This window comes from Mycobacterium sp. RTGN4, from assembly GCF_033804635.1.
Classification (GTDB): domain Bacteria; phylum Actinomycetota; class Actinomycetes; order Mycobacteriales; family Mycobacteriaceae; genus Mycobacterium.
In genome coordinates, this window is the sequence record NZ_JAPZLB010000013.1 from 57,142 (window position 1) to 80,684 (window position 23,543).

The following is a 23,543-nucleotide window of genomic DNA, read 5'->3' on the forward strand; positions in this document are numbered from 1 at the left end:
CCTAGAAGCCGAGGAAATCCAGCGGGATCGGCGTGTCACCGTTGGCCAGTGACGAGACGGCCCCGGGACAGAAGATCGTGATCGCCAATCCGGTGAACATCGTCGCAGGCCCCAGCGGCTTGCCGATCGCCTCGGACACGTCACCGGCGACGTCGGCCATCTGCTGTCCGGGTTCGGCGAGCATGGGGCACACGTCCTGACCGACCGAGACCGCCGTCGCAGGATCGATGTCGGTCAACCCCGCCGCCGACAGGTTCGAGAGGAAGTCGTCGGCAACGGGATCAGCCTGGGCCGGAGCGGCGCCGAAGAGCGCAGCGGCTACGACACCGGCGGACATGGCCAGCACCGCAATGCGGGTTCGCTTCATAGTGTGGTCGTCGCGGCCGGCCGGCGAACCGTTACCCGATGCGGGCGTTACCGCCGGTACTGGCTAAACTCCACATGAGTCCAATAGCGAACAGAGGAGTGCCCATGGAAGGCTTCGCCGGAAAGGTCGCCGTCGTCACGGGCGCCGGATCAGGCATCGGGCAGGCGTTGGCGCTCGAACTCGGACGCTCTGGGGCCAGTGTCGCGATCAGCGACGTCGACACCGAGGGCCTGGCAGTCACCGAGGAGCGGCTGAAGGCCATCGGCGCCCCGGTCAAGGCCGACCGGCTCGACGTCACCGAGCGCGAGGCGTTCCTGCTCTACGCCGACGGCGTGAAGGATCACTTCGGCAAGGTCAACCAGATCTACAACAACGCAGGCATCGCCTACGTCGGCGACGTCGAGGTGACCGCGTTCAAGGACATCGAACGCGTGATGGACGTCGATTTCTGGGGCGTCGTCAATGGCACCAAGGCATTCCTGCCCCATCTCATCGCCTCGGGCGACGGCCACGTCGTCAACGTATCCAGCCTCTTCGGCATCTTCTCGGTCCCCGGCCAGGCGGCCTACAACTCGGCGAAGTTCGCCGTCCGCGGCTTCACCGAGGCGCTGCGCCAGGAGATGGACCTGGCCAAGCACCCCGTCAAGGTGACGACGGTGCACCCCGGGGGCATCAAGACCGCGATCATGCGGAACTCGACCGCTGCCGACGGGGTGGACACGAAGACGCTCACCGAGTTCTTCGACAAGAAGCTGACCATGACCACCCCCGAGAAGGCGGCCACGATCATCTTGGACGCGGTGCGCAAGAACAAGGCGAGGGTGCTCGTCGGACCCGACGCGAAGGCGCTCGACCTCATCGTCCGAATCACCGGATCGGGTTACCAGAAGCTGTTCTCAACGGTCACGTCGAAGTTGATGCCGCCGGTGCACTGAATTTTGCAAGCTCAGTGGCCGAGCGGATGGTCGGTCAACCAGGCGGCCGCCACCGCACCGGGATCCGCGCCCTTTGCGACCTGTCGCAGCATGTCTGCGAGCGCGCCGGTATCGAGTTCGCCCGCGATTTCGTTGAGCGCCAACACTTGCGGCTCGGTCAGTTCGTTCCGCCGATAGAGCGGCACGACGTTCTCGGCTCGGATCAGCGAGGTGCGGTCGGCGAGTACGACGACGTCGTCGGGCACGTTGGGGGCAGCTGTCGACGTCCACGCCACCTCGACCTGACCCGAACGCAGCGCGCCGAACAACACTGCGGCGTCCGGGTATTCACGTACGGCCGGCAACCGGCAGGTACCCACCACGGGAGGCGGGACACTGCCGGCGGCGGCGCCGACGGTCAACTCGTCGCAATGCCTGACCAACGTCGCAACGTCGCGTCCGCCCCACTTCTTTTGGGTGGCCTCCAGGACCGCCAGCGCGGGTTTGTCGGCTGCGGCCTGCGCGTAGTCGCCGGCGGCGAGCCCCTCGGGAAGCGCCGAGATCATGGTCCGGTACACCTGCTCGTCACCGCGGGCGACGGCGCCGGGTTGGAACCGCTGCAGCAGTCGGCCCGTCAGGCCGGGTACGACCTCGACGTCGGCGCCATCCAGGTCGGCCATGGGATCGCTGCTCTGCTCGACGTGCGCGGCGCTGCCGTGGTATCGCAGCGCGGCGGCGTACACATGAGCTAGTACTCGTGATTCGGCATTTGGACCAGCACCCACACCGATCGAGGGCGGCGGCGAGTTAGCTCCGCAACCGGCGATCAGCAGCGCGCATAGCGCAACCGCCCATCGCCGCATACGCGACTCAGACGTCAGCCGCTGCCGCCACCGCAGCGGCGACCGCAGGACCGACACGCGGATCGAGCGCACTCGGCACGATGTGGTCGACGGCGAGGTCGTCGCCGACCACCGAGAAGATCGCTTCGGCGGCGGCCACCTTCATCTTCTCGGTGATGCGGCGGGCACCCGCGTCAAGCGCTCCACGGAACACACCGGGGAAGGCCAACACATTGTTGATCTGGTTGGGGAAGTCGCTGCGGCCAGTGGCCACCACGGCGGCGTACTTGCGCGCCGCATCGGGGTGGATCTCGGGGTCCGGATTCGACATCGCGAACACGATGCCACCCGGCGTCATCGTCGCGATCAGCTCCTCTGGAACGAGCCCCGCCGAGACCCCTATGAACACGTCGGCGCCGTTGAGCGCTTCGGCGATGCCGCCGGTGAGGCCGCGCGGGTTGGTCCTGGTGGCCAGCTCCTCCTTGAAGGGATTCATGTCGTCGCGACCGGAATGCAGAATGCCCTGGCTGTCCAGCACCGTGATGTCGGCGACTCCCTTGGCCAACAAGATGTTCGTGCAAGCGACACCGGCGGCGCCAGCACCCGACATCACCACCTTCAGCGTGTGCATGTCACGGTCGAGTGCCTTGGTGGCGCCCAGCAGTGCAGCGAGCACGACGATCGCGGTTCCGTGCTGATCGTCGTGCATGACCGGACAGTCCAGGGCCTCGATCACACGTCGCTCGATCTCGAAGCAGCGGGGGGCCGAGATGTCCTCGAGGTTGACCGCACCGAACGTGGGGCGCAGTCGGATGATGGTCTCGACGATTTCGTCGGGGTCCTTGGTGTCCAACACGATCGGGATGGAGTCCAACCCGCCGAACGTCTTGAAGAGCGCGCTCTTGCCCTCCATCACCGGCAGCGATGCGGCCGGACCGATGTCGCCGAGGCCGAGCACCGCCGTGCCGTCGCTGATGACCGCGACCAGTCGGTTGGCCCAGGTGTACTTCTTCGCCAACGTGTGGTCGGACGCGATCGCCCGGCTGACCTGCGCAACGCCCGGGGTGTAGGCGATCGACAACGCCCGCTGGGTATCGAGCGGCTCCTTCAGTCCGATGGAGAGCTTGCCGCCCTCGTGGGCGTCGAAGATCTCCGCATCAGTGATGACGACCTGGGGGGTGCGCACTAATTCAGCCACGGCGTCACGTTACTTCACCAGCCGACGGCCGTTAAGGCGTACTGGTCGGTACTAAGCGAAAGTTCGGCCGTCAGGGCAATTTCAGGCCCGGCGCGTACCATTCAGGGGCTCGGTTTCCGCACGTCACAACCCCAACGGAGGTTCGCGCATGCCATCCTTCCGCGCACTCCAACCGGCGCTGCTGCGGCCCGCGGGGCGCAGAGTTCCCGACGCGGCGTCCATCCACGTCCCCGTGGCGCGGGCAATGGTCGATTGCGGGGTCTACGCCGAAGGCTCGCGGCTGCCCGGCAAGTACACCCACGCCGCGGCGCTGGACAAGGTCCGCGAACTGGAACGAAGCGGTGTCCCGGCCTTCGTCTGGGTGGGCCTGCACGAGCCCGACCACCATCAGATGCAAGCGGTGGCCGACGTCTTCGGCCTTCACGAACTGGCCGTCGAGGACGCCGTCAACGCCCATCAGCGGCCGAAGCTGGAACGCTACGACAACACGCTCTTCCTGGTGCTCAAGACCATCATGTACGTCGAGCACGAGTCGGTGGCCAAGGCCCGCGAGATCGTCGAGACCGGCGAGATCATGATCTTCGTCGGCCCGGACTTCGTCGTCACGGTCCGGCACGGTGACCACGGCGGCCTGGCCGGGGTGCGCAAGCGGATGGACTCGACGCCGTCCAACTGTGTGCTCGGCCCATACGCGGTGCTGCACGCGATCGCCGACCACGTCGTCGATCACTACCTCGAAGTCACCGATCTGGTCGAAAACGACATCGACGCGATGGAGGAGAACGTCTTCTCTCCGACCACTGAAACCGACATCGAGCACATCTACATGCTCAAGCGGGAGGTCGTCGAAATGCGAAGGGCGGTGGGCCCGCTGAACCTGGCCCTGCAGCGCCTCGGCTCCGACCACAACGACTTGATCTCCAAGGAGGTCAGGCGGTACATCCGCGACGTGGTCGACCACAACACGCAGGCCTCCGATCGCGTCGCCAGCTACGACGAGGTGCTCAGTTCACTGGTGCAGGCCGCCGTGGGCAAGGTGTCGATGCAGCAGAACCTCGACATGCGCAAGATTTCGGCCTGGGTCGCCATCGCCGCGGTGCCGACGGCGCTCGCGGGCATCTACGGCATGAACTTCGATCACATGCCCGAACTGCACCAGGTGTGGGGCTACCCCGCGGTGCTCGGCGTGATGGCGACGGTGTGCATCCTGCTGTACATGACGTTCCGGCGAAACCACTGGCTCTAGGTCCACCCTCCCCCTTCGCCGAACGGCGGGACGGTTAGCGGGGTTGCGCGGCCGGACGGGCGGGGTCGAGCACGTCGACGCCGTCGGCTCGCCACGCTTCGCGCATGGCCTCGGCTCCCTTCAACCGCACCCATGCCGCCTCCGTCGGGGTGATCGGCGTCGCCGAGAGCAGCTTCACGGGCTCGTTCGGCGCGGGCAGCACCACGTCTTCGAGCCCACTCTCGCCCAAAAGCATTGCGGTGAATGGCGACGGAACCCACAGTGGCGTCTCGAGATCGATCAATGCATCAGGCCCGAGCACCAAGCCCTCGACGGCAGGCGCGGCCGCGAGCACCGCGATAGTTTGGGACAACCCACTCGGCGTCGGCCCCTTCAGCGACAACATCACCTCGGCGCGGGGACCCTGATGCGGGTCGGCGAGCAACTCGGTGGGTTCGATCATCGGGTGACGCGAACAGCCAAGGGAAGCATAGTGATACACGCCGTCGCGGTCGGGGCCGAACCGCAGGATCTCGATGGATTCGGCCCCGAGAAACGTCACGCTGGCCGAAACGGGTTCGTCCTCGAGGCCAAGTCCGGCGAAGTGGTCGCGCAGGTGCGCGCGAACGTTTGCAAGAATGTCGTTCACGCTGGGTTATTCGATGGGCGGGATCGACAAGTTCACCCCGGTATCCGCATCGAACAGGGTCAGCTTGGTGGTGTCGAAGGCCAGCTCCGCCTGCTGCCCCGCGGTGACCTTCGACTCGGCGGAAACCCTTGCCACGAACTGGTTCTCACTGGCTCCGGACTCGGCGGCCAATTCGGCCAGCTGGGCGGCCTTGGCACCCGCGCCCTCGGTCCGGAAGTGCAGATACTTGTCGGCCCCCAGCGATTCCACGAAGTCGACGGTGACCTGGAAGGTCAACGCCCTGATCCGCGCGTAGGTATCCATCAGCGCCACGTCGTCCAAATGCTCGGGACGGACACCGACGATCACGTTGTTGGGCGTGGGATGTAGGGCCAGCATGTCGTGCACTTCAGACGTCAGAGTGACGTCGCCGAACGGAACCCGCACCCCGACGTCGGTCAGCGTGGCGGGGAAGAAGTTCATCGCCGGCGACCCGATGAAACCCGCCACGAAGAGGTTCGCGGGGCTGTTGTAAAGCTCGTCGGGCGTACCGATTTGCTGCGCCACCCCGGCCAGCATCACCACGACGCGATCCCCCAGCGTCATGGCCTCCGTTTGATCGTGCGTGACGTAGATGGTCGTCGTACCAAGCCGGTTCTGCAGCCGCGCGATCTCCGACCGCATCTGAACGCGGAGTTTCGCGTCGAGGTTCGACAACGGCTCGTCCATGAGAAATGCCTTGGGGCTGCGCACTATTGCGCGGCCCATCGCCACCCGCTGCCGCTGCCCACCGGACAGCTGCCCGGGCTTGCGGTCCAAGAGCTCGCCCAGGTCGAGTATCCGCGCGGTCTCCTCCACCTTGCTGGCGATGTCGGCCTTGGACATCTTGGCCAGGGTCAACGGGAATGCGATGTTCTGGCGCACGGTCATGTGGGGGTACAGCGCGTACGACTGGAACACCATCGCGATGTCGCGGTCCTTGGGGGCCTTGTCGTTCACCCTGTCGCCGCCGATGCGCAGCTCACCGGAGCTGATGTCCTCGAGGCCGGCAATCATGTTGAGCGTGGTCGACTTTCCGCAACCGGATGGTCCGACCAAGATGATGAACTCGCCGTCGGCGATGGTGATGGACAGGTCCTTCACCGCCGCAGCGCCACCTGCGTAGCTCTTCGTCAGGTGCTCCAACACGATTTCGGCCATCGGTTACCCCTTCACCGCGCCGGAGGTCAAACCGGCCACGATACGTCGTTGGAAGATGAGTACGAAGATGATGATCGGTACGGTGATCACCATCGCGCCCGCCGCAATCGACCCCGTCGGCTCCTCGAATTGCGAACTGCCCGTGAAGTTCGCGATCGCCACGGGCGCGGTGATGGCCCGTTGCGTAGCGGTCAGCGAAAGCGCCAGCAGCAGGTCGTTCCACGCGAAGATGAACACCAGGATCGCCGCGGTCACGATTCCCGGAGCGGCCAGCGGCGCAATGATCTTGCGGAAGGCTTGGCCAGGGGTAGCCCCGTCCATCTTGGCGGCCTTCTCCAAATCCCAAGGGATCTCCCGGAAGAACGCCGACATGGTGTAGATGGCAAGCGGCAACGCAAAGGTGATGTAGGGGATGATCAGGCCGGGCCAGGTATCGAAGAGCCCGATCCGGCGCTCGATGTTGAACAGCGGGGTGACCAGCGAGATCTGGGGGAACATCGCGATGAGCAGCGCGACCCCGACGAGCGCCTTCTTCCCCGGGAAGGCAAGCCGGGCAATGGCATACGCGGCCATGCCACCGATGACCACCGCGATGGCCGTGGTGATCAGGCCGATGCCGATCGAGTTCACCAATGCCGAGCTGAAGATGTCGCCCGTGAAGATCGCCTTGTAGTTGTCGAAGGTCACTTGCGTCGGGATCAGGTTGCCGTCCTTGACATTCGACGTCGGCTTCAGCGACAGCGACAGGATCCACAGCACGGGAAACAGTGCGTAGAGCACGACAATGACGTTGACGACGGTCCAGCCCGTCGCCCGCCCCGGACTCACCCGCTCAGACATCAGTGCCCTCTGCTCTTCGCGCAAGCGCTCATCGCTGCCCCTCTTCATCGGAACCTGGGGCCGATGCGCCGAAGAGCTTTATGTAGATGAACGCGATTACCGCCACGCACAAGAACACGAGCACGCTGATCGCCGACCCCAACCCCAGGTTGAACGCCTTGAAGAGGTTGTCGTAACCCAGGATTGACACCGAGCCAGTGTCATTGGCGCCGCCGGTCAGCACGTAGATGTTGTCGAAGATGCGGAAGGCGTCGAGCGTCCGGAACAGCAGCGCTACCAAGATGGCCGGCTTGATCATCGGGATGATCACCTTCGTCAGCCGCTTCCACGGGCCCGCTCCGTCGACCTGAGCCGCGTTGAGCAGATCCTGCGGAACCAGCGCAAGGCCCGCCAACAAGAGCAGCGCCATGAACGGCGTCGTCTTCCACACCTCGGCAAGCACGACGATGGCAAGCGACGGCAACTGCTCGGTCAGCGGCGCGCTGCCCGTCGGAAGCAAGTTGGCAAGGTAGCCGGTGCCCGGCGTCCACGCGTAGTACCAGCTGTAGGACGCCGCCACGGTGACGATGCCGTACGGGATCAGAATCGCGGTGCGCACCAGGCCCTTGCCGAAGATCGTGCGGTGCATCACCAACGCCAGCGCCATGCCGAGCGCGAACTCGATGGCCACCGATACCACCGTGATGGCCAGCGTGACGACGAACGCCGTCCACCAGTACCGGTCGGTGAGGATGGTCTGGTAGTTGGCGAACCAGACGAACTTGGTGTCGTCCGGGGCGGCCAGGTTGTAGCGCTGCAGGCTGAGCCAGACGGCGTAACCGATCGGGTACGCCGTCACCGCCAGCATCAGGATGACCGCGGGACTGACAAGCCAGAAGGCCAGTCGCCGTTCGGACTTGCTGTCGTCGGTCCCGCCTGCGACGGCAACAGCCGCCGCGGCTGGCGCGGGAACGGAGGTCACGGAATGAGCCCCTTCCCGTCGATGGCCTTCTGCACCTGGACCGTGAGCTCGTCGGCGGTGCGCTCCGGATCGATGTCGGTGACCGGAGCCAACGTCGCCGAGATTCGGGTGGACACGGCCTGGTAGACGGGCGTGGCGGGCCGCACCGCGGCGTTGGTCAGCTGCTGACGGATGACCTCGTATTGCGGGTACTTGGCTTGGAAGTCGGGGTCGTCGTACAACGAGGTGCGTACCGCGGGCAGGCCGCCCTCGATGGAGGTGTAACGCTGATTCTCGACGGAGCGCAAGCAACGGATGGCCTCGAACGCCTCGGCCTTGTGCTGGGTGTTCTTACCGACGGCGAGGTTGAGCCCGCCGATCGTCACCCTGGCGTCCTCACCGGGCTTCACCCCGGGGTAATTGGCGAACCCAAACACCTTCTTGCTGGCGTCGTAGGCCGTCGTGAACTGCTCGTCGTTGGGCGAAAAGGTGCCGACGTCGTTGATGGAGCCCTTGAGTTCCGCGACCTCATTCAGCGGCAGGAAGCTGACCCCGCCCTTCACGGCGTTCTCCAACATCGACGGAAGCACGAAGGGCCAGTTCACTTCGAGCGCGGCCTTGCCCTGCTCCAGTGCCAGTCGCGCGGTGCCCTCGTCCGTCTGGGTGATCGACGGATCGGCTCCCGGCGCGGTGGCAACCGACTTGATGATCTGCAGCGCCTTGACGGTGGCGGCGCGGTGCTCAGGGGTGTCAGTCAGCGTCACGGTCTTCCCGTCGTCGGACAACACCTGTCCGCCGCCGCTGACCAGCAATGTGTTGAACCACACCACCAGGCCCTCGTACTGCTTGGCCTGAAGCGCGATCCAGCTGGGGTTGCCCGCGGCGTGCAGCCTGGTGGCCTCGGCCACCATGCCGTCCCACGTTGCCGGCGGCTTGTCCATCAAATCTGCTCGGTACCAAAGTAATTGGGTATTTGTCGTGATCGGTGCGGCATACAGCTGGTGCTGCCACTCGGCCGTCGCGAGCGGTCCGGGCAGCGTGTTGGAGCGCGCATCCGCTTCGGCCTTGCCAGCAGGGTCGTCGGAAAGCGGCAAAGCCCAACCGGCCTCGGCGAACTCGGCGGTCCACACCACGTCGAGCGCCATCAGGTCGAGTGTCTTGTCGTTTCCGGTGAGTCGACGGGCCAGTTGAAGGCGTTGATCGTCGGCGCCCTTCGGCAAGCTGATCTGCTTGATCGTGAACCGGTCACCAAGTTCGGCGTTGCAGCGCTTCGCCACTGCGGTGAACGTCGCCATTTCGCTGGCCGGCGTGTAGTAGTTGATGACGATTCCGCCACCGCCGGAACTGCACGCAGACACCAGACCTGCCGCCGTCAGCGCAGTCACCGCCGCAGTCCACAGCCGTCGACCGCGCACCGCCCGCCTCCGTCCGCATGTGAAGTCGCCGCTCCGGGCGAGAACCTCCCGCGCGCAAACCGTAGAGCGCTTTGCGCGTGATGTGCAACACTTCCACGCGCGTGCGTCGCAATCGTGACCTGCGACGTACCCGTCAGCGAACTCGACGCGTGCGCTGCGCCGCGATCAGATCTTCAAGCGCGCCAGCAGATCCCGCCCGGTTTCGGCGCCCTGGGGATCGCACAGCACGTCGTACCGGCCCGCAACCAGTTGCATGGTCGAACTGAAATCTCTTGTGCCGCGTGCCATCGCGTACTGGATCCCAGAAGTGATGAGCCCAAAGAACACGCCTGCGATCAACCCGGCGATCAACGGTCCCCACGGATTGGGACTCGAGAAGCCCAGCACCAAACCGATGAACAGGCCGAGCCACGCGCCGGTGACCGCGCCACCGCCGAGCACCTTGGGCCAGGTCAATCGTCCGGTGACGCGCTCGACCTGCATGAGGTCCACGCCGACGATGGTCACCTGTTGAACTGGAAACTCATGGTCGGACAGGTAGTCCACCGCACGCTGGGCCTCGGCGTAGGTCGGGTAGGACCCGATCGGCCAACCCTTGGGCGGCGTCGGCAACCCCGGGCCGGCCCGACGAGGGTTCTGTCCTGGCGATAGCGGACTGGTCATCGTTTCTTCTCCTCCGAACTTCCATCGCGACTCGTGCACCCGCAGTCGCGCTGGGCGCGACCAGCGATGCACAAGTCGCTCGACAGCGTCCAACAGACAACGGCCGGGCACCCACAATGGTGCCCCGAAACGTCGACCCACCATTGGTAATCGGGCAGTGCGCTAGGTTGGCGCCATGACAGCTTCCGGCGAAGCCGCAGGCCAGCCACCGACGGCCGAGCCGAACTCGGACCAGGAGGCGCCGCAGTCCGGTGGGCCCGAAGCCGAGGCGACCGAGCAGGTTCAGCTACCCCCTGCGTACGCAGAGCAGCCGCCGTACGACTCGCCCCCGGCTTACGGCGGGCCGCCGCAGGGCTTCGACGCGCCGAGAGGTTACGGGCCACCACCAGCTTTCGGGCCACAACCGGGTTACGGGCCGCCTCCCGCTTACGGCGCCCCGCCCCAGCCGTATGGGCCGCCACCGGGTTTCGCGGCCCCGCCGCCGCAGCCATACGGCGCGCCGGGCTACGGACCACCGCCGCCATACCCGCCTCAACCCGGCTACGGCCCACCCGCGGGGCCGCCGGCCTACCCAGGCGGCTACGGGCCATATGGGCCGCCGAAGCAACACACCAACGGCCTGGCGATCGCATCGCTGGCATCGTCGGGCGTTGGGCTCTTCTTATCGGTCGTGTTGTTCTTCTTCGGGGGTTTCATCGGGTCGATTCCCGCGCTGGTCGGCATCGTGCTGGGCATCGTGGCGTTGAGCCAGATCAAGAGCCGCCGAGAAGGCGGGCGCAGCTTTGCCATCGCGGGCATCGCCGTAGGAGCGGCGGCGCTGGTGTTTGCGATCGGCGTGTACGTCGTCTTCTATGCGATCTACCTCTCGGCCAGTTGACCACGAGAGGCCATGCACGACGTGTTCCCGTCGCCACGTCCACGCTTCGGTAAATTGACCGCATGACGAACCCGCCCAGTTCCGCGGGGGACCCGATGGGAAGAGACCCGGAACCCGCGGTTGACCCGCTGTCCGGAGCCGTCGAATACCCGCCCATCGAATACAACCCGACGCCGCCGCCCGGTTACCCGATGCCGCCCATGCCACCGCCGCTGCCGCCCAACTATGGGCCGGCCACGGCGTTCCCGCCCCCTGGACCATTCCCACCACCGGGCGCCTACCCGCCGTACCCGCCGCCCGTCGGTTACGGGCCGCCGCCGTCGGCCTACGGATACGGATACGGCGCCGACCCCACCTCGACGAGTGGCAAGGCGATCGGGGCCTTGGTCACCTCGCTGGTTGGACTGCCGCTCTGCTTCTGTGCGTTGCCGTCGATCGTCGGGATCGTGCTCGGCATCGTGGCGATGAACGACATCAAGAAGACCGGCCAGCAGGGCCGCGGCATGGCGCTCGCGGCGGTCATCGTCGGCGGAGTCTCGCTCGCACTCACCGTGGTGTTCTGGCTCACCGGAGCGATTTCGAATACGTCGAGCTATCGCTGATCAACACCAATTTCGTTGGCCGCCAACGTCATCGGCCAGCTGTATCGCGCTAGCTCGGCGGCTCGAAGGGGCCCGTCGTGCGGGCCATCCCGGCGGCCCGCCCCTTGCCCGCGATCACCAGCGCCATCTTCCGGCTGGCTTCGTCGATCATCTCGTCGCCGAGCATCACCGCACCACGTGCGCCTCCGGCGTGCGAGGTGTGCCACTCGTAGGCGTCCAGGATCAGTTCGGCCTTGTCGTAGTCGTCCTGCCGCGGGCTGAAGAGCTCGTTGCCCGCGGTGATCTGATCGGGGTGCAGTACCCACTTGCCGTCGTAGCCCAGCGCCGCCGAGCGGCCTGCCACCCGACGAAACGCCTCGACGTCGCGCACCTTGAGATAGGGACCGTCGATCGCGGCGATGCCGTGGGTGCGGGCCGCGACGAGAATCTTCATCAGCACGTGGTGGTACGCATCGCCGACGTCGTAACCCTCCGGCTGCTCGCCGACGACGAGCGTGCGCATGTTGAGGCTGGCGATCAGGTCGGCGGGCCCGAGCACCAGCGCCTGCACCCGCGGTGCCGCTGCGATGGCGTCGACGTTGGTCAAGCCCTTGGCCGTTTCGATCTGGGCCTCGATGGCGATGCGGCCCAGCGGTAGGCCGTGGGTGGCCTCAATTTGGGTGAGCAAGAGGTCCAGCGCGTGCACGTGCGAGACGTCGACGACCTTCGGCAACACAATGAGGTCGACGTACGCGCCTGCGGCCGCAATCACCTCGATGACGTCGGCGTGCGTCCACGGTGTGGTCCAGTCGTTGACCCGTACTCCGCGTAGCTGACCTGACCACCCTGGCTCGGCAAGCGCGGCCGCGACGCGGGTACGCGCCTCGGCCTTCGCCCCCGGCGCGACGGCGTCCTCGAGATCGAGGAACACCTCGTCGGCCGGAAGGGACTTGGCCTTCTCGATCATCTTGGCGCTGCTTCCAGGAACCGACAGGCAAGTTCTACGGGGGCGATATCGGTTCTCCACGGGTTCACTCTCTACTCTTTGGGGCATGGTCGCGGTCAACAGGGTCTACACGGCCCGGCTCTCGGGGATGCTTGTGCTTGGTCCCGACGGCGAGTCGATCGGCCGTGTCCGCGACGTGGTGATCAGCATCAGCTACGGCGCCCAGCAGCCACGCGTGCTCGGCCTGGTCGTCGAATTGCTCAACCGGAGAAGGATTTTCGTCCCGATCCTGCGCATCACCGCCATCGAACCCAGCGCCGTCACGCTGACGACGGCCAACGTCTCGCTACGCCGGTTCGCGCAACGGCCCGGCGAGGTCCTGGTCTTCGGCCAGGTGCTCGACACGAGGGTGCGGGTCGACGATCCCGAACTCGAACATTTGGCGGGCATCGACGTCGTCGTGGTCGACCTGGCCATCGAACAAGTCCGCACCCGCGACTGGATGGTGTCCCGGGTGGCCGTCCGTCCGCATCGGCGATTGGGCCGCCGCACCGCCGTCCACGTCGTCGCTTGGCAGAACGTTTCGGGCCTCACCCCTTCGGCGCTGTCGCTGCCCGGCCAAGGCGTCGCGCACCTGCTGGAGCAGTTCGAGGGGCAGCGGCCCATCACCGTGGCCGACGCCATTCGCGAGCTGCCCACCAAGCGTCGCTACGAGGTCGTCAACGCACTCGACGACGAGCGACTCGCCGACGTCCTGCAGGAACTGCCCGAAAGCGAACAGGCCGACCTGCTCCACCAGATGGACACCGAGCGGGCGGCCGACGTGCTCGAAGCGATGGATCCCGACGACGCCGCCGACCTGCTCGGCGAACTCGGCGCCATTCAGGCCGAGGCGCTGCTGGCTCGGATGGATCCCGAGGACTCCGAACCTGTCCGCCGACTGCTCAAGCACTCCCCCGACACTGCGGGCGGGCTCATGACGTCCGACCCGGTGGTGCTTGGCCCCGGAACGACCGTCGCGGAGGCCCTGGCCCGGGTGCGGGATCCCGACCTCACCCCGGCGCTGGCATCGCTGGCCTTCATCGTCCGGCCGCCGACGTCCACGCCGACGGGGCGCTACATCGGTTGCGTCCATCTGCAGCGCCTGTTGCGCGAACCGCCGTCCTCGCTGGTCGGCGGAATCGTCGACTCCGATCTGCCGAACCTCGCTCCGGAAGACACGTTGGCCGCGGTGACGCGGTACTTCGCCGCCTACAACCTGGTGTGCGGGCCGGTCGTCGACGAGGAGAACCACCTCCTTGGCGCGGTCAGCGTCGACGACGTGCTCGACCACCTGCTGCCGCACGACTGGCGCGTGCGCGAAGACGAACCCGAGCTGCCGACGACCGAGCTTGACCAGGCGACGCCGCCCGGCGGTGCATCATGAGCGATCTGTCGGCCCGTCAGCGCCTCGACACCCCCCGGACCTCCCGCAGGCGATTCACCCCGCGGGTCGACATCGAGGCCGTTGGTCGGTACAGCGAGCGGCTCGCACGCTTCCTCGGCACCGGGCGCTACCTGGCCATTCAGACCATCTTCGTGATCATCTGGATCGCGCTGAACCTCTTCGCGATCGGGCTCCAATGGGACCCGTATCCGTTCATCCTGCTGAACCTCGCGTTCTCGACACAGGCCGCCTACGCGGCGCCCCTGATCCTGCTCGCCCAGAACCGGCAGGAGAACCGCGACCGGGTGTCGCTCGAGGAGGACCGCCGCCGCGCCCAACAGACCAAGGCGGACACCGAATACCTCGCCAGGGAACTCGCCGCGCTGCGCGTCGCGGTCGGAGAAGTTGCCACCCGTGACTACCTGCGTCGTGAACTCGAAGAGGTTTTGGACCTTCTCAACGACCTGAAGTCCGGCAAGACAAAAAAGCAGGCTAAGGGCATTGCTGCAACAGATGAATGACAAGTCTGTATGGTGACTTGGTTCACAAGTTTGCCGGGGCATGAGCGAGGACGGTCCGAGTGCACATAGGGGGATCCGCGGCCTTGAAGGCAGCGCGGCACCGCTTGGGCCGCGTCGCGCGTACGCCGTGGTTCGGTGCTGCGGTGATCACCCCGCTGGTGCTCGTGCTCGCGGTCGGCGCGGCCCCACCCCAGCACAAGAATTCGATGAGCGACAACGGCATTACGCCGCTCGCCGCCGTGGCGAATACCGGCGACAGTTCCAGCACGACGATCGTCGCCGCGACGCGGCCGCTCCCGTACTTCCACATCGCCGCAGCCAGCGTGTCGGCTCCGCCGCCGGCGGTTGTCGTGAATTCACCTGGCAGCCTTCGCATTCCGATGATCGCGCTGACTGCATACCAAAACGCCGAGCGCATGATGGCGGCGGCGTATCCGGGGTGTGGCATCAGCTGGAACCTGCTGGCAGGCATCGGGCGCATCGAATCAATGCACGCCAACGGTGGCGCTACCGACCCCAGCGGCACCGCCGTCAACCCCATCCTCGGACCCACGCTGGACGGCACACTTGCCGGCAACGAGGTCATCGTGCAGAGCGTTCAGGCCGGTCGCGTCAACTACGCAAGGGCGCTTGGCCCCATGCAGTTCCTGCCCGGCACCTGGGCGCGCTACGCCTCCGACGGCGACGGCGACGGCAAGGCCGACGTCCAGAACGTCTTCGACGCCTCGCTGGCCGCGGCGCGCTATCTGTGCAGCGGCGGGCTCAACCTGCGCGATCCCTCACAGGTCATGAGTGCCATCCTCCGGTACAACAACTCGACGGCCTACGCCAGCAACGTGCTCGGGTGGGCGGCGGCCTACGCAACGGGCGTCGTACCCGTTGACCTGCCACCGATCAGCGGGGCGAACCCGCTCGGCGACGCCCACCTCGATGCCAAACCCGAAGGGCTGGGCCCGGGGCTGCCGCTCAACGCCGTTGGCCTACCCGCCAACGATCCGCTGGCCGTCGTGCCACTGCTAGGCCCCGGACGATCCGACGTCGCAGGCCAACTCGGGGTGCCTGCCCAGGGTCCGTTGCCTGGTCCACAGACCCCCGTGCAGAACTGCGCGATCTACTGTTTGCAGGCCCCGCCGAGCCAGGCTCCGGCTCCACCTGTTGGACAGAACTGTCAGGTGTTCTGCCTGCAGGCGCCGCCCCCCGAGCCGGTCGCACCGCCCCCGGGGCTGCCGTTCTTCGCCCCGCCTCCGCCTCCGCCGCCGCCCGCACCGGTGCCTGCGGGTCCGCTCCCCGGTGCGCCGGGCCCACCGGCCTGAGCTTGCCGCCCGAGACGGTGCACGCTGGAGCCTGGCCAGGGTCGGCCTAGACTCGGAGGCGATGTCCTCGAACCCCACCGATCTGGAAGCAGCGGTCCGCGCCGCCCTGTCCAAGGTCGTAGACCCCGAACTGCGCAGGCCCATTACCGAGGTCGGCATGGTGAAGAACGTCGCCGTCGCCGCCGACGCCGCGGTGCACGTCGAGATCTACCTGACCACTTCGGCATGTCCGAAGAAATCGGAGATCACCGACCGGGTTCGGCAAGCGGTCGTCGACGTGCCAGGCACCGGTGCCGTCACGGTCACCCTCGACGTCATGAACGACGAACAACGCACCGAACTACGCAAGCTACTCCGCGGCGACTCCCGCGAGCCCATCATCCCGTTCGCCCAACCCGGATCGTTGACCCGCGTCTACGCGGTGGCATCGGGCAAGGGCGGCGTCGGGAAGTCCAGTATCACGGTGAACCTGGCCGCCGCGATGGCCGCCCGCGGCCTTGCGGTCGGCGTGCTGGACGCCGACATCTACGGCCATTCGGTGCCACGGATGATGGGCACTGCCGATCGCCCAACGCAGGTCGAATCGATGATCCTGCCGCCGGTCGCCCACGACGTGAAGGTCATCTCGATCGCGATGTTCACCCAGGGCAACACCCCGGTGGTGTGGCGCGGGCCGATGTTGCACCGGGCCCTGCAGCAGTTCCTGGCTGACGTGTACTGGGGTGACCTCGACGTGCTGCTGCTAGACCTGCCGCCAGGAACCGGCGACATCGCGATCTCGGTGTCCCAGTTGATCCCCGGCGCGGAGATCCTGGTGGTGACGACCCCTCAGCTGGCGGCCGCCGAGGTTGCGGAACGCGCCGGTGCGATCGCCCTGCAGACCCGCCAGCGCATCGTCGGCGTGGTCGAGAACATGGCCGGACTACTGCTGCCCGACGGCACCACCATGAACTTGTTCGGCGAGGGTGGCGGACGCCTAGTGGCGGAACGGCTCACCCAAGCCGTCGGGGCGGACGTGCCGCTGCTGGGCCAGGTTCCGCTGGACCCCGCGCTGGTGGCGGCCGGCGATTCCGGGGTGCCGCTGGTGCTCAGCGCTCCCGACTCGGCCGCAGGCAAGGAATTGCGCTCGATCGCCGACGGGTTGGCCTCGCGCAAGCGCGGGCTGGTGGGGATGTCGCTGAACCTGGATCCCGTCGCCCGCTAACGGAATTTGTCAGACGCCCTTGTCGGGGGCGGGGTTGATCGTCAGGACCAGGTGCCGGCCATCGCGCACCACCTCGACGGGCGCGTCCTGGCCGATCTGAAGCTGGCGCACCGCGACCACGTAGTCGTCGCCGTCGGTGACCGGACGGTTGCCGATCTTCACGATGACGTCGTTCTCGAGGATGCCCGCCTGATCGGCGGGGCTGCCCGCGACCACATTGGCGACCTGCGCACCGGTCGCGATCGCGTTGCTCACCGACCTCGCGGTCAGTCCGAGCGTCGGGTGAACGATCTTGCCGTCCCTGATGAGGACGTCGGCCACGGCCTTGGCCTCGTTGATCGGGATGGCGAAGTTCAGCAGCACGCCGTCCTGGCGACCGGCGGTGTTGATGCCGATGACCTCGGAGTTCATGTTGATCAGCGGGCCACCGGAGTTGCCGTGGTTGATCGAGGCGTCAGTCTGCAAACCGTCGAGCACCGTGTCGGTGTCGCTTTCGCCGTCGCTCGGCAGCGGCACCGGCCGATGCAGTGCGCTGATGATGCCCTGCGTGACGGTGCTGCGCAGCCCGATCGGCGCGCCGGCGGCGATCACCTCTTCGCCGACCTGCACCTTGTCGGAGTCACCGAGTTTGGCGACGGACAGGTTGTCGACGTTGTCGACCTTGAGCACCGCGATGTCGGTCTTGCGGTCCCGGCCGACGAGCGTCGCGGGTACCTCACTGCCATCATTGAAGACCACCGAGATCTTGAACTTGGGTGGGTCCTGGGCGGCTTCGGAGATCACGTGGTTGTTGGTGATGATGTAACCGCGGGGGTCGATGACGACGCCGGACCCAAGGCTGAGGTCATCGCTGTCCACCTTGGCCACGCGCACCGTCACCACTGAATTGGCAACAGTAGCAGCCGTTTTCGCAAATCGACTGGTTGGTTCTTGAGTGTCGTCTGGCGTCGCGAGGCTGAGTTTGGAGCTGGTGGTCGGCGGCTTCGGGTCGACGGTGTACCTGCCCACCATCCCGCCGACGATGCCGAGCACCAACGCGCCAAGCGCAAGCAACCCCAATGCGGTCCACTGCACCCTGCGCCCGGTGAAGACGTCACGCACACCCGCCTTGCCGGTGGGGCCCGCGAACACGACGTGCGGCGGCTTGGGTTCCGCGGGCCTTCCCGGTGACGGCGTGGCTTCGGGGTCCCGCCACGGATCGGCTTCTTCCGACGACTCCCGCTCATCCTGGCCGTCGGCATCATCGGAGGGCGGGCGTTGCAACGAGTCGCCTCCGCCGTGCCGCCCGAACGCTTCGGCCAAGTCCGCATCGGGCGCTTGATCGTGGGGCGTGTACTCCCGGTCGGCGAGGTGTTGGTCGGTCTCGAGGAACGAACCAGAGAATCCCTCCGGCCTGCCGAACTCCCGGGTGGCCGCCGGGTCGACGGGCGGACGCGAGACCGGGCGGGGTACCAAGCGGGGGCCGGTACCGGACTGGTCCTGATTAGTCACCCGTATTCACTCTCCGTCGGAGCGTTCGCCATGACCGGCGGACGCGCTCTACGTACACGTTACCGACGCGGGCTCAGGTCGCGTCGGTGTCGAACGGGGTTTCCTTCGACGCGTCGGGGCCGGACTGCGGGTCCACCGTTGGTTGCGGTTGTGGCGGTTGCGCCGTGGGTCCGTTGGGCGAAACGGGTTTGTCGAAGTTGCCGGTCAAGATGGAGTCGTCACCATCGAGCAGATGCTTCGTCAGCGCCGCCCGTGGCGTCATGCCACGCAGCTTCTGCAACTCGGACAGCGGCTGGCGGAGGTCCTCGAACTCGGGGCCAAGATCCTCACGAAGTTGACTCGTTGCGCCGGACAGATACTCGCGGGCCTGACGGATCGCTCCGGCGCTCCAGCGGATGGCACCTGGGAGGCGCTCGGGGCCGAGGATGACGAGGCCGGCGATCACCAGCACCAACATCTCACCCCAACCGACGTTGGCGAACATCGCTAGGTCTTCGTATCGGGGGCGGGGCTGACCGTGAGCGCGACGTGGCGTCCGTCCCGCAACACCTCGATGGGCGCATCCTGACCGATCTTGAGCTGGCGCAGTGCCACGACGAACGAGTCGACGTCGGTTACCGGACGGTCGCCGATCTTGATCACGACGTCGCCAGGCTTGAGGCCTGCCCGCTCGGCTGGGCTGCCTGGGTTCACCTTGCCCACCCGAGCGCCGGAGGCGCCCGAGTTGCTCACCGACTCAGCCGTGAGGCCGAGCGTCGCGTGCGAGATCTTGCCGTCCTTGATGAGGGTCTGGGCCACGGTCCTGGCCTCGTTGATCGGGATGGCGAAGTTCAGCAGCACGCCGTCCTCGCGACCGGCGGTGTTGATGCCGATGACCTCGGAGTCCATGTTGATCAGCGGCCCACCGGAGTTGCCGTGGTTGATCGAGGCGTCGGTCTGCAAACCGTCGAGCACCGTGTCGGTGTCGCTCTGACCGTCACTGGGTATCGGCACCGGCCGATGCAGCGCGCTGATGATGCCGTGCGTGACGGTGCTGCGCAGCCCGATGGGCGCGCCGGCGGCGATCACCTCTTCACCGACCTGGAGTTTGTCGGAGTCACCAAGTCTGGCGACCGTCAGGTTGTCCACGTTGTCGACCTTGAGTACGGCGATGTCGGTCTTGCGGTCCCGCCCGACGAGGCTGGCCGGTACTTCGGTGCCGTCGTTGAAGACCACCGAAATCTTGTGCTTGCCGGGGTCCTGGGCGGCTTGGGAGATCACGTGGTTGTTGGTCATGATGTAGCCACGGCCGTCGATGACGACCCCGGACCCGAGGCTGAGGTCCTCGTCGCTGATGACTCGGATGGTGACCACCGAATTGGCAACTGCTGCAGCTACTTTGGTGAATCTGCTGGTCGACGCTTCCGGGTTGTCAGGAGTCTCCAGCGTGACCTTTGCCGTGGTGAAGGCCGCCATTACCTCGGCGGTGTAACGGCCGACCAGCGCGCCACCGATGCCGATCACCAACGCGACGACGGTCAGCAGCCCGAGCGCCGGCCACGAAACCTTGCGGCCGAACAACACATCACGCACGCCGACCTTGCCGACGGGCACGTCAGGCACGACGTGAGGGGGCTTGGCCATCGCAGGCGTCCCCAGCGACGGCGCGGCACCCGGGTCGCGCCACGGATCAGGGGGAAGGTCAGGAAGCTCCTGGTCCTTCTCGGCCTCCATCGCGCCGACGTCGGCGGGATGGCGTTGCAGCGAGTCGTTGGTGCCCTGTCGACCGAATGCCTCGGCCAGCACTGGATCGGGAGCTTGGTTCGTGGGCGTGTACTCGCCCTGGTCGCGCTGCCTGTCGGTTTCTAGGAACGAGCCCGAGAAACCCTCCGGCCTGCCGAAGGCCCGGGTGGACGCCGGGTCGACGGGCGGACGCGAGACCGGGCGGGGTACCAAGCGGGGGCCGGTACCGGACTGGTCCTGATTAGTCACCCGTATTCACTCTCCATTGGAGCGTCCGCCTGACCCGGCGGACGCGATGCGTTCATTCACGTTACCGGCGCTTGCGACGAGCACGCTGTGCGTGGTCAGCAAGCTGTGGGTCGATGGGCTCCACGGGAGGTTCCGGTGGGGCGTGATGGGGAATTTGGGACAACATTCCGAGCAGGGCGGTCGGCACCACGATCGGACAGGAGTCCCGCAACGCCGCACGGGCCTGGCCCTGCGCGTCGACCTCCGCCGAGCACTCGGGGCACAACGACATGTGGTGGGCGGCGCGCAGGTGTGCACCCATCCGCAACTCACCGTCGACGAATGCCGCGATGGCCTCGGTGGACAGGTGCTCAGTGGAGCCGAATCGGCGTGGGCCGACCGGCTGATCGCTCTGCGAGGCGAGCTGAGTCGGTAGCCAGGAGAATGCTCGGCGGAATACGTGTCCCGGGTCTGCCATGGCCCAGCTCCTCTCCGGTCACTCGCATCTTAAGGGCGACACTTACTCATACGAATGTAGCGCGGCGGACGACTCACGACATCTGTGAACGGTCAGGCCGACCGGGCTTGATCCTCGACGTAGTCGGCGGAGTGCCGGGACAGGTATTCGCGCAGCGCGGCCCTGCCCCGGTGGATGCGGCTGCGCACCGTGCCGAGCTTGACCCCGAGGGTGGCGCCGATCTCCTCGTACGAGAGCCCCTCGATGTCGCACAGCACCACGGCGGCGCGGAACTCGGGCGGCAGCGAATCGAGCGCGGCCTGCAGGTCAGGACCCAGTCGTGAGTCGTGGTAGATCTGCTCCGGGTTCGGCTCGTCGGCCGGGACGCGGTCGTAGTCCTCGGGGAGCGCCTCCATGCGGATGCGGTTGCGCCGCCGGACCATGTCGAGGAACAAATTGGTGGTGATGCGGTGCAGCCAACCCTCGAAGGTGCCTGGTTGATAGTTCTGGACCGACCGGAAGACCCTGATGAACGTTTCCTGGGTCAGGTCCTCGGCATCGTGCTGGCTGCCCGACAGGCGGTACGCGAGGCGGTAGACGCGATCGGCGTGTTGGCGCACCAACTCGTCCCACGACGGCATGGTCGTCTTGTCTCCGGTCGCGTCGAACACTGCGGTACCGGTCAGCTCGTCCGTCGGCTCCACCCAGTCGCCGTCGCCGGCGGACTCGAGGTGAGCCATGGACACGGGGCCAATCGAGGTGGTGGTCGTCGGATCCTCCAGATCAATAGTGCGGACGCGACGGAGAACCGACGGCCCGACACATTCGGCAACGGAAAGCTCGACGCGATTGTTCCCTGATTGCGAGCTTCCGCCGTATTCCATGGGCTTACCGTTGCCGACTCCCGTGAGCTTCGCATATGAGCAAACTGAACTTTTCCTGAGAAACCCGCGCGAGCGGCCACCACCAGCGCAAATCGCCCTGTTACAGCTTGATTGCGAAGCGTTGCGCGGGCGTGTCGCGATACGGAGGTTGCGGGTTCGCTCTACGCTGCGGGCATGGCCGAGGACACTGGGGGCCAGGTGCGGCCCAGCCGGGCCGAGGCGATCGCGACCCACGCCGAGCACTCGATATCCGAAGACGCCATCACGTCAGCAGCGCGCGAGCGCGCCGACGACAGCGGCGCAGGTGCGGTGACGCCCGCGGTGGGCGCTTTGCTGAGCGTGTTGGCGAAGCTCGCGGGCGCCAAGTCCGTCGTCGAAATCGGCACCGGCGCCGGCGTCAGTGGACTCTGGTTGCTTTCGGGCATGCGCGAGGACGGCGTGCTGACCACCATCGACGTCGAGCCCGAACATCAGCGGCTGGCCAAGCAGGCTTTCTCCGAAGCGGGTATCGGCGCGTCGCGGACCCGGTTGATCGGTGGACGCGCCCAGGACGTGCTGACGCGACTGGCCGACGACTCCTACGACCTGGTGTTCGTCGACGCGGACCCCATAGATCAACCGGCTTTCGTGGCCGAGGGCGTGCGGTTGCTGCGGTCGGGCGGGGCGATCGTGGTTCACCGCGCCGCGCTCGGCGGCCGCGCGGGCGACGCGGCGGCCACGGATGCCGAGGTCAGCGCGGTACGGGAAGCAGCTCGCTTGATCGCCGAGGACGACCGCCTGACGCCGGTGCTTATCCCGCTTGGCGACGGGCTGCTGGCCGCCGCCCGCGACTGACCTTCTCACTTTCGCCTTTCGCCGAAATCCCGTTCCCTGTCGTTGAGCGCGTGAGTTGGCGACCACCTACGCGGTCTCGACGCTTCCAAGCCCTCGTTTGGCGGGTCTTTACGGCTTCTTGACGGCGTGCCCCCTTGACCGATGGCTGAACATGCGTTTAGCGTACTAAACATGCGTTCAGTCAACGATCTGACCGCCGCCGCCCGAATCCGCGACGCGGCGGTCGAGCAGTTCGGCCAGCACGGGTTCGACGTCGGCTTGCGCACCATCGCGAAGAGCGCGGGAGTCAGCGCCGCGTTGGTGATTCACCACTTCGGCTCGAAGGACGGTTTGCGCCAGGCGTGCGACGAGTTCGTCGCCGAGACCGTGCGCACGTCCAAGAGCGAATCGCTGCAGAATGCCGACCCGGCCGGGTGGTTCGCGCAGTTGGCCGAGATCGAATCGTTCGCGCCAATGATGGCCTACCTGGTGCGCAGCCTGCAGACCGGTGGAGACTTGGCTAAGTCATTGTGGCGCACCATGATCGACAATGCCGAGCAGTACATGGACGACGGCGTTCAGGCCGGCACCATCAAGCCGAGCCCCGACCCCAAGGCGAGGGCGCGCTTCCTGGCGATGGCCGGCGGTGGCGGCTTCCTGCTCTATCTGCAGATGCACGACACCCCAACCGATCTGCGCGCGGTGCTCCATGACTACGCGCAGGACATGGTGCTGCCCGCCCTCGAGGTCTACACGCAAGGTCTGATGACCGACACCACCATGTACGACGCATTCATCGCCCAACGGGCCCAAGGCATCCCAATCGTCACGTCGAAGGAGGAGTAGCG

25 protein-coding genes are annotated in these 23,543 nt (G+C 66.5%); 10 read left to right on the plus strand and 15 right to left on the minus strand.

Features of this window, described 5'->3' with window-relative positions:
* Position 1 precedes the first annotated feature (1 nt).
* On the minus strand, positions 2–367 hold the full coding sequence (locus SLQ30_RS24475; RefSeq protein WP_319449381.1) for a DUF732 domain-containing protein: 366 nt from the start codon (positions 365–367) through the stop codon (positions 2–4).
* Between the two features lie 104 nt (positions 368–471).
* Between SLQ30_RS24475 and SLQ30_RS24480 the strand changes: the two genes are divergently transcribed.
* Entirely contained in the window at positions 472–1,302 is an 831-nt protein-coding gene (locus SLQ30_RS24480; RefSeq protein ID WP_319449382.1) for an SDR family NAD(P)-dependent oxidoreductase, read from the plus strand.
* Between the two features lie 11 nt (positions 1,303–1,313).
* On the opposite strand, the gene SLQ30_RS24485 is transcribed toward SLQ30_RS24480, so the two are convergent.
* Together SLQ30_RS24485 and SLQ30_RS24490 are read right to left on the minus strand one after the other, a co-directional pair.
* Positions 1,314–2,144, minus strand: coding sequence for a glycine betaine ABC transporter substrate-binding protein (locus tag SLQ30_RS24485; RefSeq protein WP_319449383.1), 831 nt, complete (start codon positions 2,142–2,144; stop codon positions 1,314–1,316).
* Between the two features lie 7 nt (positions 2,145–2,151).
* The gene (locus tag SLQ30_RS24490) at positions 2,152–3,321 is read right to left on the minus strand and encodes an NADP-dependent malic enzyme (protein ID WP_319449384.1); all 1,170 of its coding nucleotides are present in this window, start codon (positions 3,319–3,321) and stop codon (positions 2,152–2,154) included.
* A 148-nt stretch (positions 3,322–3,469) separates the two neighbouring features.
* Here SLQ30_RS24490 and corA point away from each other — a divergent pair, with 148 nt between their 5' ends.
* Positions 3,470–4,567, plus strand: a complete 1,098-nt coding sequence (corA, locus tag SLQ30_RS24495) for a magnesium/cobalt transporter CorA (RefSeq protein WP_319449385.1) — start codon at positions 3,470–3,472, stop codon at positions 4,565–4,567.
* A gap of 34 nt (positions 4,568–4,601) precedes the next feature.
* Here corA and SLQ30_RS24500 read toward each other — a convergent pair whose 3' ends face one another.
* The 6 genes from SLQ30_RS24500 to SLQ30_RS24525 all read right to left on the minus strand — a co-directional run bounded on the left by SLQ30_RS24500 (position 4,602) and on the right by SLQ30_RS24525 (position 10,232).
* Positions 4,602–5,195, minus strand: a complete 594-nt coding sequence (locus SLQ30_RS24500) for a suppressor of fused domain protein (protein ID WP_319449386.1) — start codon at positions 5,193–5,195, stop codon at positions 4,602–4,604.
* Positions 5,196–5,201: 6 nt separating this feature from the next.
* Entirely contained in the window at positions 5,202–6,374 is a 1,173-nt protein-coding gene (locus SLQ30_RS24505; RefSeq protein WP_319449387.1) for a sn-glycerol-3-phosphate ABC transporter ATP-binding protein UgpC, read from the minus strand.
* A gap of 3 nt (positions 6,375–6,377) precedes the next feature.
* Positions 6,378–7,202, minus strand: a complete 825-nt coding sequence (locus SLQ30_RS24510; protein WP_319449500.1) for a carbohydrate ABC transporter permease — start codon at positions 7,200–7,202, stop codon at positions 6,378–6,380.
* 40 nt (positions 7,203–7,242) lie between these two features.
* On the minus strand, positions 7,243–8,175 hold the full coding sequence (locus tag SLQ30_RS24515; RefSeq protein WP_413468175.1) for a carbohydrate ABC transporter permease: 933 nt from the start codon (positions 8,173–8,175) through the stop codon (positions 7,243–7,245).
* Complete coding sequence (locus SLQ30_RS24520) at positions 8,172–9,569, minus strand: ABC transporter substrate-binding protein (RefSeq protein ID WP_319449388.1); 1,398 nt, start codon at positions 9,567–9,569, stop codon at positions 8,172–8,174. The genes SLQ30_RS24515 and SLQ30_RS24520 overlap by 4 nt, the downstream gene beginning before the upstream one ends.
* A 165-nt stretch (positions 9,570–9,734) precedes the next feature.
* Positions 9,735–10,232 (minus strand): general stress protein, encoded by a 498-nt coding sequence (locus SLQ30_RS24525; protein WP_319449389.1) that lies wholly within the window; start codon positions 10,230–10,232, stop codon positions 9,735–9,737.
* Between the two features lie 175 nt (positions 10,233–10,407).
* On the opposite strand from SLQ30_RS24525, the gene SLQ30_RS24530 reads away from it, so the two are divergent.
* Together SLQ30_RS24530 and SLQ30_RS24535 are read left to right on the plus strand one after the other, a co-directional pair.
* Positions 10,408–11,109, plus strand: coding sequence for a DUF4190 domain-containing protein (locus tag SLQ30_RS24530; protein ID WP_319449390.1), 702 nt, complete (start codon positions 10,408–10,410; stop codon positions 11,107–11,109).
* A 62-nt stretch (positions 11,110–11,171) separates the two neighbouring features.
* Entirely contained in the window at positions 11,172–11,711 is a 540-nt protein-coding gene (locus tag SLQ30_RS24535; RefSeq protein ID WP_319449391.1) for a DUF4190 domain-containing protein, read from the plus strand.
* Positions 11,712–11,760: 49 nt separating this feature from the next.
* Here the strand turns inward: SLQ30_RS24535 and SLQ30_RS24540 are convergent, their stop codons facing one another.
* Positions 11,761–12,717 carry a CoA ester lyase gene (locus tag SLQ30_RS24540; protein ID WP_319449392.1) on the minus strand — a complete coding sequence of 319 codons (957 nt, stop codon included), beginning with the start codon at positions 12,715–12,717 and terminating at the stop codon, positions 11,761–11,763.
* A gap of 25 nt (positions 12,718–12,742) precedes the next feature.
* On the opposite strand from SLQ30_RS24540, the gene SLQ30_RS24545 reads away from it, so the two are divergent.
* From SLQ30_RS24545 to SLQ30_RS24560, 4 genes are all read left to right on the plus strand, one after another.
* On the plus strand, positions 12,743–14,062 hold the full coding sequence (locus SLQ30_RS24545) for a magnesium transporter MgtE N-terminal domain-containing protein (RefSeq protein ID WP_319449393.1): 1,320 nt from the start codon (positions 12,743–12,745) through the stop codon (positions 14,060–14,062).
* Positions 14,059–14,583: a DUF1003 domain-containing protein gene (locus SLQ30_RS24550; RefSeq protein WP_319449394.1), complete on the plus strand. Its 525-nt coding sequence runs from the start codon at positions 14,059–14,061 to the stop codon at positions 14,581–14,583. The genes SLQ30_RS24545 and SLQ30_RS24550 overlap by 4 nt, the downstream gene beginning before the upstream one ends.
* Before the next feature lie 59 nt (positions 14,584–14,642).
* A complete protein-coding gene (locus SLQ30_RS24555) occupies positions 14,643–15,896 on the plus strand; it encodes a lytic transglycosylase domain-containing protein (RefSeq protein ID WP_319449395.1) in 1,254 nt (417 codons plus the stop codon).
* A 61-nt stretch (positions 15,897–15,957) separates the two neighbouring features.
* Positions 15,958–17,100: a P-loop NTPase gene (locus tag SLQ30_RS24560; protein WP_319449396.1), complete on the plus strand. Its 1,143-nt coding sequence runs from the start codon at positions 15,958–15,960 to the stop codon at positions 17,098–17,100.
* A gap of 9 nt (positions 17,101–17,109) precedes the next feature.
* Here SLQ30_RS24560 and SLQ30_RS24565 read toward each other — a convergent pair whose 3' ends face one another.
* From SLQ30_RS24565 to sigE, 5 genes are all read right to left on the minus strand, one after another.
* Positions 17,110–18,591, minus strand: a complete 1,482-nt coding sequence (locus tag SLQ30_RS24565; RefSeq protein ID WP_319449397.1) for a S1C family serine protease — start codon at positions 18,589–18,591, stop codon at positions 17,110–17,112.
* 73 nt (positions 18,592–18,664) lie between these two features.
* Positions 18,665–19,075 carry a Sec-independent protein translocase protein TatB gene (tatB, locus tag SLQ30_RS24570; RefSeq protein WP_319449398.1) on the minus strand — a complete coding sequence of 137 codons (411 nt, stop codon included), beginning with the start codon at positions 19,073–19,075 and terminating at the stop codon, positions 18,665–18,667.
* Between the two features lie 2 nt (positions 19,076–19,077).
* On the minus strand, positions 19,078–20,562 hold the full coding sequence (locus tag SLQ30_RS24575) for a S1C family serine protease (protein WP_319449399.1): 1,485 nt from the start codon (positions 20,560–20,562) through the stop codon (positions 19,078–19,080).
* Between the two features lie 61 nt (positions 20,563–20,623).
* Positions 20,624–21,019 carry an anti-sigma E factor RseA gene (gene rseA, locus SLQ30_RS24580; RefSeq protein ID WP_319449400.1) on the minus strand — a complete coding sequence of 132 codons (396 nt, stop codon included), beginning with the start codon at positions 21,017–21,019 and terminating at the stop codon, positions 20,624–20,626.
* Between the two features lie 92 nt (positions 21,020–21,111).
* Positions 21,112–21,882, minus strand: a complete 771-nt coding sequence (gene sigE, locus SLQ30_RS24585) for an RNA polymerase sigma factor SigE (RefSeq protein WP_319449401.1) — start codon at positions 21,880–21,882, stop codon at positions 21,112–21,114.
* Between the two features lie 174 nt (positions 21,883–22,056).
* Between sigE and SLQ30_RS24590 the strand changes: the two genes are divergently transcribed.
* Together SLQ30_RS24590 and SLQ30_RS24595 are read left to right on the plus strand one after the other, a co-directional pair.
* Entirely contained in the window at positions 22,057–22,716 is a 660-nt protein-coding gene (locus tag SLQ30_RS24590) for an O-methyltransferase (protein WP_319449402.1), read from the plus strand.
* A 171-nt stretch (positions 22,717–22,887) separates the two neighbouring features.
* Positions 22,888–23,541, plus strand: a complete 654-nt coding sequence (locus tag SLQ30_RS24595; RefSeq protein WP_319449403.1) for a TetR/AcrR family transcriptional regulator — start codon at positions 22,888–22,890, stop codon at positions 23,539–23,541.
* Positions 23,542–23,543 lie beyond the last annotated feature (2 nt).